Source organism: Pseudomonas sp. J380, assembly GCF_009827115.1.
In the GTDB taxonomy this organism is placed as follows: Bacteria; Pseudomonadota; Gammaproteobacteria; order Pseudomonadales; family Pseudomonadaceae; genus Aquipseudomonas; species Aquipseudomonas paracarnis.
Window position 1 is genome coordinate 5,512,841 of record NZ_CP043060.1, and the last position, 11,873, is coordinate 5,524,713.

Here is an 11,873-nt window from a genome sequence, read left to right on the forward strand (position 1 = left end):
GAGCGTCACTTACTTGACAAGAAAAGGGGGCAGGTTTTTTGAGGTTTGGGCTTTGTGAAGATCTTGAGACGTAGCGGATGAGTCTCTGAAAAAATAAATCTGTCCATTTTTTTTCGTTCAATTACCTTACAAAGGTTCCACCGTTATCGGTCATGCACTATCGAAGCACGCGGGTAGAAATCCTGATATTTGGGGTAAGACTACAGGGTCTATGGCTACTTGGAACGAGCAGGCTATGAAGCAGTTACGTGAAATAATACGTGCTCCCGGCGAGTTTAAGTCGGTGACAACAGAAAAAGGAATTCCATTTATAGAGAAACGTCTTGGCGACGGGCGTGGCATACGGTTGAATTTAGATGGGGCATTTAAAGGGTTTGTCGACTAATTTATGAAAGAGTTATATGAGGTTGTTCTAGGTGGTGTGGTTGAAGACGATATTATTATTCTTCTGAAGGATTTGGAGAGTCATTCGGAGCGCGTCGACGATGTGACAGCTTCAGAAGTGCTCGGTATTGCGAGTTGCTTGGGCCTTGATCAAAGTATGGTTGCGGAGCTTTGTCGTTTTGAAGGTGATGTTTGTGTGTCTGCTAAGTTGTATGGTTTTGATATTGTATCTGCTTCCTCCGATTTTTTTGTATTACTTAGAGTTGTAAAATGTGGGGGCGGTGTTGACGTAGAGCTGTGTTTTGACGATTCTGTTTTTAGTGATGTTGATAAAGTTATGCTTCTACTGCAGAAATATCTGAAAGAGATTTCTGATAGAGTTCGTATGAAGGAGTATTACGGAGGGATGGAGCCTGCTAAAGACTTAGGAACTCGGTACTTTACTGGCGAAATGTTAGGCCCTCTGGTTACGCGTTTTCGCTGACAGGTGGCAAAATGGGTGAGTATAAGCCTACATCCACGAAAACGACTTACGATCCAAAGGTTCTGCCGGATAGCAGGGTGGCTGATATGTCTAGTCGAGCGGCAGTCCAAGCCGAGTCTTTGTTTAAAACCAACCCAGCGTTGAGAGAAGCTAGTATTAAAGTTGATGGCTATCACTTCCAAGTGACACGTAATAGCAAGACAGGAGAAATAACAAATTCCTTTATCACTATGCCCCCGAGGACAAACTAATGGATAGCTTGGCTTGGCTTAAGAGGTTCAAGGAGTCATTTGCTTCAACTGGTCTGGACTATGAAGATCTTTACGAATTGATAGAGGCTTCTATGGCGAGGGGAAGGACTAATTTTCCAGCGTTCATCTATGACGCTTCGCAGGGATTTGGCTTCTCTGTGAGTGAAGGTTTTTTTTACGCCCTTGATCAGGACTGGGACGATCCAGAAAGTTTCAATAAGGTTAGTTTCTTTTTGGGCGAAGTGGAAACTTCAAGTATCCCAGTGCCTGACTACGTTTCCCTGATGAAAATTGCAGCAGATGTTTATTCTGCTTTCTTTCCTGATGATGGGGATGGCGTTCTAAGGTCTGCTGAAAGATTAGAAGAGCGTTACTCAAAAAAATTTTCAGTCTAGTTGGAGTGGAAAAGGGGCAGATTTATTTGATTGCTCTATTGGCGGTTTGCTGTTTAATAACGTGGTTTTATTTTTTGGTACCTGCTAGCTTTATAGTTAGCCAAAATGGATGTCTATAAGGCACCATTTTTTTGTAAGTATTCAATTGTTTAAATATAAGTGATAGATGGGGTAGGCCACGATATTTCGAATAAAACTGCGTAACCTATCCTCATCTATTTTTCTCCATTAAAAATCAGAGGGTTACTGGACTCGTTTTTTTCAGAGCATCGTTTACTAGAAGGTGCGCGCTTTCGATCAGCTGGGCCAACCCGAAGGTTTGAAGTCGCTGTGATCCGTTTGAGGAAAACGCCTGTTCATTCGCCATTGCTGATGCCGAAGCCAAAAGCTCACTCGCATTGAGAAAAAAGGGGACAGATTTATTTTTTCCCCATTTGCTAGGCTGTAATTCTCTAAGGAAGGAGGTTACCTATGCCCAGAGTGGGACGTGTCGTTTTGCCCAACTATCCTCATCATGTTGTACAGCGTGGTCACAACCGCCAGGTGATCTTTGCTGCCGAGGAGGACTACCAGCGCTACGTGAGAGACCTTCGAGAGCTTAAGGACGCATTTGGCATAAAAATATACGCCTACTGTTTGATGACAGAAAAAAGGGGACAGATTTATTTTTTTCTGATAGAAAAAAGGGGACAGATTTATTTTTTTCCATTTGCTAGGCTGTAATTCTCTAAGGAAGGAGGTTACCTATGCCCAGAGTGGGACATGTCGTTTTGCCCAACTATCCTCATCATGTTGTACAGCGTGGTCACAACCGCCAGGTGGTCTTTGCTGCCGAGGAGGACTACCAGCGCTACGTGAGAGACCTTCGAGAGCTTAAGGACGCATTTGGCATAAAAATATACGCCTACTGTTTGATGACTAATCATGTCCATTTACTGGTTTCTCCGGGTAACTCGGTTGCAGGGCTAGGGCAGTTAATGAAGGCGCTCGCGGCTCGGGCCACTCGGTATCGAAACAGGTTAGAAGGGCGGACAGGTACATTATGGGAGGGACGGTATAAATCAAGCGTGGTGCAAACGGAGGCTTACTTGCTAGCTTGCTGCAGGTACATTGAATTAAATCCGGTTCGTGCATGCATGGTAGCTGACGCGGCGGATTATCCATGGTCAAGTTACAGTGCCCGCACAGGGGTGGTGCCTGATAGTGACTGGCTTGATGTTGATGCTTGTTTTTCCATATTGGGGGATACAACGCTGAAGCGCCGCGAAAATTATAAGGTATTTGTGAAGCAGTCCGTTTCGAGTGATGAGACGAGAATTATTCGTGAGGCGTTGCAACGGGGGCAGCTTACCGGAACTGCTCGTTTCATTGAAGAAGTTGAGAGGATTGCAGGCGTTCGTATTGAGCGCCGAGGGCAAGGGCGGCCGAGGTTGGATGGTGGTAAATAAATCTGTCCCCTTTTTGGTCGTCGTCCCCTTTTTGGTCGTCACCCCCTTTTTGGTCGCTTTTTGCTCGTCCTGAACGTAACCTACAGGTATCCAATCAAGTGTGTTCAGAAAACCCGAGAGCCTTACACAGGTAAGGTTCTCGGGTTTTTTTTGCCCGTCAGAAATGTTTTCCCTGGCTCCCTCAGCCCGTTCATCCAAGCGATAGGTTCTTTTTTACTGATTTTGCCGGTAACTCCTGGCTTGCGGTCTTTGATTGTTGATTTTTATTCCTTTGCGCAATATTTTTTCGGTTTTTTTGAACGTTTTGGATTTTTCTTTGGATTTTTTCATTCCGCAAACTCAACAACGCAATTTGTATCAAACTATGTTCGTTTAGTATTGGATCCAATCAGTCGGCATTGCCGGTGGTGTGTCTGACACAAACAAACTGCTGAAAAAGGAGAAACGCCATGATGCTCAAGGACCCTTCCCGCAAATATCGCCACTTCACCACGGTCAACCTGCCGGATCGCACATGGCCCAGCACTGTCCAGGCTGCCGCTCCCACCTGGTGCAGTGTGGATATGCGTGATGGCAACCAGGCTTTGATCGAGCCGATGAATGCCGAGCGCAAGCGGCGTTTCTTCGATTTGCTGGTGAAGGTCGGTTTCAAGCAGATCGAGGTGGGCTTTCCTGCCGCTTCGCAGACCGACTTTGACTATGTCCGTGAGCTGATTGAAAGCGGTTCGATTCCTGATGATGTGACGATTCAGGTCATGACCCAGGCGCGCAGCCACCTCATCGCGCGCACGTTTGAGGCGTTGAAGGGCGCGCCTCGCGCCATCGTGCATGTTTACAATGCGACGGCGCCGGTGTTTCGGGACGTTGTCTTCAATGTGGACAAGGCGGGCTGCATCGAGATTGCTACCCAGGCAACACGAGAGATCAAGCAGCACATGGACGCGAACCCCGATACGCAGTGGACGTTCCAGTACTCCCCGGAAACCTTTTGCTTCACCGAGCTGGATTTTGCATTGCAGGTGTGTGAAGCGGTGACGGATACGTTCGAGCCGACCCCGAGCAACAAGATGATCCTGAATCTGCCCACCACCGTGGAGGTCTCTACCGCCAATGTCTTCGCCGACCAGATCGAATGGTTCTGCCGGCACTTCAGTCGCCGTGACAGTGTGGTCATCAGCGTGCATCCGCACAATGATCGGGGCACTGGAGTTTCCACCGCGGAGCAGGCGTGCCTGGCCGGTGCCGAGCGTGTCGAGGGCACGTTGTTCGGTAACGGTGAGCGTACCGGCAACGTCGATATCCTCACGTTGGCGATGAACCTCTACACCAGCGGCATCGATCCGCAGTTGGATTTCTCCGACATCCTGCACGTCCAGCGTGAGGTGGAGTTCTGCAATCAGTTGCCGACCCATCCTCGTCACCCTTACGCCGGTGAGTTGGTGTTTACCGCGTTCTCCGGCTCGCATCAGGACGCGATCAAGAAAGGCTTTGCGGCGCGCCAGGCCAATCCGCAGGGCATGTGGGAAGTGCCGTATCTGCCTATCGATCCTGCCGATATGGGCCGTAGCTATGAAGCGGTGATTCGCGTGAACAGCCAGTCGGGCAAGGGGGGCGTGGCCTATCTGTTGGAGCAGCACGGCATTGTGATGCCGCGTCGCTTGCAGATGGAGTTCAGCAGCCTGGTACAACAGGAAGCCGATGGCTCCGGCCAGGAAATCAGTGGCGAGATGATCCTTGCCTGCTTCACCCGGCATTACCTGGAGCAGGGCAAGCCTTACGCGTTACGAGCCCCCAAACTGGTGAGCGAGGGCGATGTGACTTACCTGGAGGCCACCCTTGAACAAGGTACACAGCGTATCGACTTGAGTGGCGAGGGCAACGGCCCGCTTGCGGCGCTGGTCGATGCGTTTGCCCAGCGTGGCATTCATTTTGATATCGCCGATTACCACGAACATGCCACCCGTGACGGTGCCCAGGCTGAGGCGTTGGCCTATGTGGAAATTCGCGTGGGCAACCAGTTGCTGTTCGGCGCCGCTCGCGATGGCAGTAGCCTGCTCGCTTCCCTCGAAGCGGTCACCAGTGCGGTCAATCGTGCATCGCGCCTGGGCCTGCTCAGCGTGGTGAATGCTGCGGTGCCGTCCTGAGATGAACGCGCATACCGCATTGGCGGCACTTGCCGGTAATTATGGCCACGGTGACATCGTGGCCTCGCATCGACATGACGAAGGCCAACTGGTCTACGCCATCAACGGCGTGATGCTTGTGTCGGTGGAGGAGACCACTTGGGTGGTACCTTCCGGGCATGCCCTGTGGGTGCCTTCAGGTTTGGAACATCAGATCCGCATGACCGGCGAAGTGCGCATGCGCACTTTGTTGATCTCACCGGGAGCGCACCGTCGTTTGACGGAGGAGTGCGAGGTCATCAGGGTTTCACCCTTGCTGCGCGAGCTGATTGTGGCCGCCGGCGATGAGCCTGACAGCCACCCGGCGTCGTTGCGTCATGTACAGATTGTCGAGCTGATTTTCTCGGAACTTGACCGTGCGCAAAGGGTGCTGGCTCACGTGCCGATACCGGACGAGCCGAGGCTCAAGTCACTGTGTGCGGACTTTATCGACAACCCTTCTCAGGAGTCGAAACTGGAGAGTTGGGCGGTGCAACTCAATATGAGTTCACGCACCTTGGCTCGGCTGTTCCAGAAAGAGTTGGGCATGAGTTATGGCGAGTGGCGCAAGCGCACGCGGCTGCTGCTCAGCATGCAGCGGCTGGCCAGTGGTGCCTCCATCCTTGAAGTGGCATTGGAGCATGGTTATCAGAGTCCGAGTGCATTTACCGCGATGTTCAAACGCACCATGGGCTACACCCCGAGTAACTGTCGCTTGGTCTGAATCTGACTGGCGATAGCACCACCTCCTTTTGAACATGGCCCCGCCTCCAGGCAGGGCCATGTTTACCTGTGCCTGGTGTATGGAGCCTGCGGCGCAGAGGGCGCGCCGGCACATTGTCCCAATCGAAACGATGGTTGTCTGGAACTCGGGAGATGCGCAAGCGGTTGCTCTCTTACCCTGCGTCTCTACTTGGCATTCTGGATTTCTTCGATGGGTTCGCCTTCTCTTTTCCCACGGCATTGCCGTCTTTCGCTGCTTGGCATGGCGGTGGCGTTGTTGGCGGGTTGTTCGTCCTGGGTCGCCCATACACCGGCACAGCCACATCCGGAACGCATCAATGCCCTGAGCCACCTGCCCCAAGGTGTCTCGGACCAAGCGTTACCTGAGCGCTGGTGGCAGTTGTATAACGATCCGCAACTCGATGCGCTGGTGCAACAGGCGTTGCTGCACAACCGCGACCTGGCGGCGGCCCAGGCCCATGTGCAAGCGATGCTGGCCGGGATCCAGCAGGCCGATGCCGAGCGCTGGCCGTCCACCCAGGCGTCGCTGGGGGCCGCTTATGGCAAGACGGCCGATGACCAGACGCTGGCCAAGGCCACCGATAGCCATGCGCCGTCAGAGTGGGCATTCAACCCAGGCTTCGAGCTGGCTTATCAAGTGGATGTGTGGGGCCAGGTTCAGCGCACCATTGAACGTGCCCAAGTGCAAACCGCAGCGGCGCAGGATGCCGAGGACTTGCTGCGCATCACGGTCGTGGCGCAAACCACTCGCGCCTATGTGAATGCCTGCGCCCTGGGGGCGCGTGCCAAGGTACAGCGCCATTCGTTGGACGTGGTCGGGCATAGCCTGGCGTTGACCGATCGCCAGCGCCAGGCCGGTGTGGTGACAGACCTTGAATACAGCCGCATGCAAGCCCTGCAAGGCGAAACCCAGGCGTTGCTGCCGATGTTGGAGGCGCGTCGACAAGCCGCGCTCTACGAATTGGCCATGCTGACCGGCGTCGCTGAACTGGACCATGGCTCTGGCGCCGCAACGTGTGAAGTGGTGCCCCAACTCAATGCCGAGTTGCCGGTGGGTGATGGCTGGCAACTATTGGCGCGCCGCCCCGACATACGTCAGGCCGAGCGCGCGTTGCAGGCGGCCACGCTGCAAGTGGATATCGTCCAGGCCGACCTGTACCCCAAGGTGACCTTCGGCGCTTCAGTGTCCTCCTCGGCCAACAAACCCCATGAGCTGGGGGACAGCAGTGCGGTGATGTTCGGCATCGGCCCACTGATTACCTGGCAGTTCCCTAATTGGCAGGCCAACCGCGCGCGGGTCAAGCAGGCACGGGCACTCGAGCAGGTGGAGGTCGCGCAGTTCGAGGCCAGCGTCCTCAAGGCCCTCAAGGAGGTGCGCCAGGCCCTGGCGTTGTACGACGGCGAACGGCAGCGCCACGCGGCCTTGAGCCGGGCGCTGGACAGCAGCCGCCAAGCCTACAAGTTGGCCCAATTCAACTACGACGCCGGTTCTATCGACTTTCTCGACGTGCTGGACAGTGAGCGTGAACTGATCCGCTTGCAGGCCACGCGCGCCGACGCCGATGGCCAGTTACTGCAACGCCAGATCGGCCTATTCCGTGCCCTTGGTGGCGGTTGGCAGTCCGGCGCCGTCGATACCCCGGCCGCTGCGCCCACCCACGCGTCTATCCCTTCTTCCGGTACCCAGCCATGAATATCGCCGTTGATGAAAAAACTGCTGTCCAGGACGAGCAGGAGAATGTGCTCGAGCAACTTATGCATGCGCGTAAGCAACGGCGCAAAAGAAACCTGATCCTGCTGGGCGGCGCCGGGTTGTTGATCGCGGCGGTGGTGTTCGGCGTGTACTGGATGACCGTCGGCCGCTATCTGGAGCAGACCGATGATGCGTATGTGCGGGCCGACTGGATCCCCATCAGCCCGAAAGTCTCAGGCTACGTGGCCGAGGTGATGGTAGAGGATGATCAGCCGGTCAAGGCAGGGGATGTGCTGGTACGCATCGAGGACCGTGACTACCAGGCCCGTTTGGCACAAGCCCGCGCAGAACTGGCCGAGACCCAGGCCTCGGTGGCAGCGCAAGAGGCCAACTTGACAGTCACTGACAGCCTGATCGCCCAGCAAAAGGCCGGGGTTGCCCAGGCTGAGGCCCATGCTCGCAGTGTGGCCGCTGAGTTACGCCGCGCAAGCCTTGACCAGCGTCGCTACGAAGGCTTGGTGCGCGAACATGCTGCCAGCACGCAGCGTCTGGAAACGGCCGCCGCCAGTTACACCCAGGCCAATGCTGCGGTGGAAATTGCCAAGGCGATGCAACGCCAGCAGGAAACCCGCTTGACCGTGGCCACCACCCGCCGTCAACTGGCCCAGGCTTCGCTCCAGCAGCAGATAGCCCGGCGCAGCCAGGCCGAGGCGCAGTTGAACCTGGCGACGCATGCGTTGGAGGACACCTTGATCCGCTCACCCATCGACGGCGTGGTGGGGCAGCGCAAAGTCCGTACCCGCCAATACGTCGCGCCAGGGTTGCCACTGCTGGCGGTGGTGCCTTTGCAGCAGGCTTACGTCGTGGCCAACTACAAAGAAACTCAATTGCGCGATATGCGTGCCGGCCAACCGGTGGATATCAGCGTCGACAGTTATTCGGGGCGCAAGCTCAAAGGCCATGTGGTGAGCTTCTCGCCAGGCTCCGGGGCGGTGTTCGCACTGTTGCCGTCGGACAACGCTACCGGCAACTTCACCAAGATCGTGCAACGCTTTCCAGTCAAGATCGTCATTGATGAGCATGACGAAGGCGGGCCCATCCTGCCGGGCATGTCGGTGATCACCACGGTGGACACCCGCCCAGCTGAGCAGGGCGCTGCACATGACTGAAGCGGCTGAAAAGAGCGTCTCCTTTCGCGCCTGGGTGGCGGTGATCGGGGGGCTGTTCGGCTGTTTCATGGCCGGCATGAACGTGCACGTGACCAGCGCCGCGCTGCCGGAGATCGAAGGCTCCCTGGGCGCGACGTTCGAGGAAGGCTCGTGGATTTCCACCGCCTACCTGGTCGCGGAAATCGTGATGATCCCGCTGACCGCCTGGTTGGTGCAGGTGTTCTCTCTGCGACGTGTGATGCTCGTGGGCTCGTTTGTATTTTTGGTGGCGTCCATTGCCTGCTCCTGGGCGCCCAACCTGGAAGTGATGATCATCATTCGGGTAATCCAGGGCGCTGCCGGCGCAGTGCTGATTCCCTTGTCATTCCAGCTGATCATCACTGAACTGCCGCCCAGCAAGATCGCGATGGGCATGGCGCTGTTCGCGTTGTCCAACAGCGTCGCCCAGGCCGCCGGGCCGTCCATTGGCGGCTGGCTGACCGATGCCTATTCCTGGCGCTGGATCTTCTACCTGCAACTGGCCCCCGGCATTCTCTTGCTGTTGGCGGTGGCATGGTCGATCGATGCCAAGCCCATGCAGTTGAGCCTGCTCAAGCGCGGCGACTGGGGCGGGATCATCGCCATGATCGTCGGCCTGGGTGGCTTGCAGATCGTGCTGGAAGAAGGTGGCCGCAAGGACTGGTTCGGCTCCGATTTCATTGTATGGATGTCACTGATTGCCGGCGTTGCCTTGGTGTACTTCGTGCTGTCGCAGTTGTATGGCAGTCGCTCCTTCATCAACCTGCGCCTGCTCAAGAGCTACAACTTCGGCGTGGCCAGCGCAGCGATGTTCATCTTTGGCGCGGCCACCTTCGGCCTGGTGTTCCTGGTGCCCAATTACCTGTCTCAGTTGCAGGGCTACAACGCCCGGGAGATTGGCATCAGCCTGATCGCCTACGGCATGGTGCAACTGGTACTGGCGCCGTTCATGCCGCGCCTGATGAAGTGGCTCAACCCGAAACTGATGGTTGCCAGTGGCTTTTTCATCATGGCCCTGGGGTGCTATCTCGGCGCGCACCTGGACGTGGACAGCGCCGCCAACGTGATTATTCCGTCCACCGTGGTACGGGGCATCGGGCAGCCGCTGATCATGGTGGCGCTTTCCGTGCTGGCGGTGTCTGGCCTGGCCAAAGATGAAGCCGGCTCGGCCTCGGCCTTGTTTTCCATGCTGCGTAACTTGGGTGGTGCCGTGGGCACGGCGGGCCTGACGCAGATCGTGGCCATGCGCGAGCGCTTTCACTCTGAGCGGGTAGGGGAGTCGATCACCCTGTTTTCCCCGGCCTTTCAGGAGCGCCTGCGCGCCAGCATGGCCGACAGCGAGGCTTTTATCTTCAACCAGCTATTACCCGCTCAACAGCAGGTCCTTGAGGGCTTGATCCACACCGTGCGTCGTGAGGCGTACCTGATGGCCTACAGCGATGCGTTCTATGTGTCCTGTATTGCTTTGATCTTGTGCGGGGTCGCGGCCCTGGCATTGCGCCAATCAGCAAAGAACTGAACTCATTACTGCCCGCAGGTAATACGCGGGCGCTTATCAGCGGTAAGAGGGAACTTGAATGGTAAAAAGGCGAATGGCCGCGTTCATAGACTAGTTAATTGCTAACTTAGCAATTCCATACAGTTTGTTTGCACTCCCTTGAGGGGTGTTAGCCAACTATTGCCTGGCGAAGTTGATTTTATTAACTTCGGTCGGGCTTCTGTTTTTGTGGGTTTTACAACTTGGAAATAAATTGTATTAATTTTCCAAAAAACACTTGCTGATCATCATGAACTTCCTCTAAGTTTCGTCTTGCTTCGACGGCTGACCTTCGGGTCACGGAAGCATAACCGTACAACTTAATTGAATAAGACTCTAGCACTGGCCAAGAACGGCGAGGCAGGCCTGCTTATGCCTGAAAAAAGGTAAGCGGGTATCTCTCGAGTGGTCAGCGTTAACTAAAGCCTGATAAGGAGCGCAACATGGAAGATAAAAAGACGCTGTTGAACGCCAAGAAAGTATAGCTGGGCAATCATCGGATCTTTGCTGAAATCAATTCGCTGCCGGTCCTGCGCGCCTTTATGGAAACCCATGTGTTTGCGGTGTGGGATTTCATGTCCCTGGCCAAGCGCCTGCAACAGGACCTCACCTGTACTCGCCTGCCTTGGCTGCCTCCCGTGGACCCGGCGGCCGCGCACCTGATCAACGAAATCATCCTGGGCGAAGAGTCCGACCAGAACTTGCAAGGCGGTCACTACAGCCACTTCGAACTCTACCTGCATGCCATGCGCGAAGTCGGCGCCAGCACCGACAAGATCGAACACTTTGTCAAACTGATGCGCGAAGGCGTCGATCTGAAAACGGCCTTGAGCCGTTGCGGTGCAGGCCTGGCAGCGTCGGCTTTCGTCACTGACACCATCGAAACCGCCATCAACGCTTCCACCCACAGTGTGGCTGCTGCGTTTTTGCATGGCCGTGAAAGTGTCATCCCGCAGATGTTCCAGCGCATTCTGGACGATTGGGATATCACCGCAGACGACGCGCCAACCTTTCGCTATTACCTGCAGCGCCACATCGAAGTCGACTCGGAAGACCACGGCCCGGCGGCAGAAAGCCTGTTGGCGCGCCTGGTCAATGGCGATGCGCAGCGTCAGGAAGAGGTCTACGTATCGGCTATCGCGGCGGTACAAAGCCGCCTGGCGTTGTGGGACAACCTGCGCGTGGCCATGGGCGAAACGGTCAGTGAGTGCGTGGCATGAACTTCGAAGTGATCGAGGCCGACCAGGCCCAATGGTTTGAGGTGACCTCTGAACGCGGTATCACGCTGACCGTCTTCAAAGACACATTGGACCCTGTTACGAAAACTGGAGTGCGTACACGTCTGGTACGTTTTCACCCTGGGGGCGGCACCCGTGAAATCTATACCCATGATTATCACGAAGAAGTGTATTTGATTGAAGGCGACCAGACAGAGCAGGCCAGTGAGGGGCGCCCGGAGAAAACTTACCGCGACGGTAGTTACTTCTTCAGGGCCGCACACACGGAGCACGGGCCGTTTAATTCGAAAGACGGATGCCTGTTGTTTGAAGTGCACTACTACTGAGTATCATGAATAAAGGAAGTAGTC

General features: G+C 55.4%; 12 protein-coding genes. 11 read left to right on the forward strand and 1 reads right to left on the reverse strand.

Features of this window, described 5'->3' with window-relative positions:
* Nucleotides 1–235: 235 nt before the first annotated feature.
* The 3 genes from FXO12_RS28815 to FXO12_RS25185 all read left to right on the forward strand — a co-directional run bounded on the left by FXO12_RS28815 (nucleotide 236) and on the right by FXO12_RS25185 (nucleotide 1,514).
* Nucleotides 236–385 carry a hypothetical protein gene (locus FXO12_RS28815; protein WP_164919369.1) on the forward strand — a complete coding sequence of 50 codons (150 nt, stop codon included), beginning with the start codon at nucleotides 236–238 and terminating at the stop codon, nucleotides 383–385.
* A 3-nt stretch (nucleotides 386–388) separates the two neighbouring features.
* A complete protein-coding gene (locus FXO12_RS25180; protein ID WP_054897996.1) occupies nucleotides 389–868 on the forward strand; it encodes a hypothetical protein in 480 nt (159 codons plus the stop codon).
* A gap of 250 nt (nucleotides 869–1,118) precedes the next feature.
* On the forward strand, nucleotides 1,119–1,514 hold the full coding sequence (locus tag FXO12_RS25185; RefSeq protein WP_054918452.1) for a hypothetical protein: 396 nt from the start codon (nucleotides 1,119–1,121) through the stop codon (nucleotides 1,512–1,514).
* 235 nt (nucleotides 1,515–1,749) lie between these two features.
* Here FXO12_RS25185 and FXO12_RS29500 read toward each other — a convergent pair whose 3' ends face one another.
* On the reverse strand, nucleotides 1,750–1,881 hold the full coding sequence (locus FXO12_RS29500) for a hypothetical protein (RefSeq protein ID WP_372241959.1): 132 nt from the start codon (nucleotides 1,879–1,881) through the stop codon (nucleotides 1,750–1,752).
* A 379-nt stretch (nucleotides 1,882–2,260) separates the two neighbouring features.
* Here FXO12_RS29500 and FXO12_RS25195 point away from each other — a divergent pair, with 379 nt between their 5' ends.
* From FXO12_RS25195 to FXO12_RS25230, 8 genes are all read left to right on the forward strand, one after another.
* On the forward strand, nucleotides 2,261–2,962 hold the full coding sequence (locus FXO12_RS25195) for a transposase (RefSeq protein WP_082631488.1): 702 nt from the start codon (nucleotides 2,261–2,263) through the stop codon (nucleotides 2,960–2,962).
* A gap of 449 nt (nucleotides 2,963–3,411) precedes the next feature.
* Nucleotides 3,412–5,106, forward strand: a complete 1,695-nt coding sequence (leuA, locus tag FXO12_RS25200) for a 2-isopropylmalate synthase (RefSeq protein ID WP_057975108.1) — start codon at nucleotides 3,412–3,414, stop codon at nucleotides 5,104–5,106.
* Between the two features lies 1 nt (nucleotide 5,107).
* The gene (locus FXO12_RS25205) at nucleotides 5,108–5,848 is read left to right on the forward strand and encodes a helix-turn-helix domain-containing protein (protein ID WP_054899116.1); all 741 of its coding nucleotides are present in this window, start codon (nucleotides 5,108–5,110) and stop codon (nucleotides 5,846–5,848) included.
* A 210-nt stretch (nucleotides 5,849–6,058) separates the two neighbouring features.
* Entirely contained in the window at nucleotides 6,059–7,561 is a 1,503-nt protein-coding gene (locus FXO12_RS25210) for a TolC family protein (protein ID WP_057975109.1), read from the forward strand.
* A complete protein-coding gene (locus FXO12_RS25215) occupies nucleotides 7,558–8,730 on the forward strand; it encodes an HlyD family secretion protein (RefSeq protein WP_054898385.1) in 1,173 nt (390 codons plus the stop codon). The genes FXO12_RS25210 and FXO12_RS25215 overlap by 4 nt, the downstream gene beginning before the upstream one ends.
* Complete coding sequence (locus FXO12_RS25220) at nucleotides 8,723–10,267, forward strand: MDR family MFS transporter (protein ID WP_054918466.1); 1,545 nt, start codon at nucleotides 8,723–8,725, stop codon at nucleotides 10,265–10,267. The genes FXO12_RS25215 and FXO12_RS25220 overlap by 8 nt, the downstream gene beginning before the upstream one ends.
* Nucleotides 10,268–10,770: 503 nt before the next feature.
* Nucleotides 10,771–11,505: a DUF3050 domain-containing protein gene (locus FXO12_RS25225; RefSeq protein ID WP_178119870.1), complete on the forward strand. Its 735-nt coding sequence runs from the start codon at nucleotides 10,771–10,773 to the stop codon at nucleotides 11,503–11,505.
* Nucleotides 11,502–11,849 (forward strand): DUF4437 domain-containing protein, encoded by a 348-nt coding sequence (locus FXO12_RS25230; protein WP_034128561.1) that lies wholly within the window; start codon nucleotides 11,502–11,504, stop codon nucleotides 11,847–11,849. The genes FXO12_RS25225 and FXO12_RS25230 overlap by 4 nt, the downstream gene beginning before the upstream one ends.
* Nucleotides 11,850–11,873 lie beyond the last annotated feature (24 nt).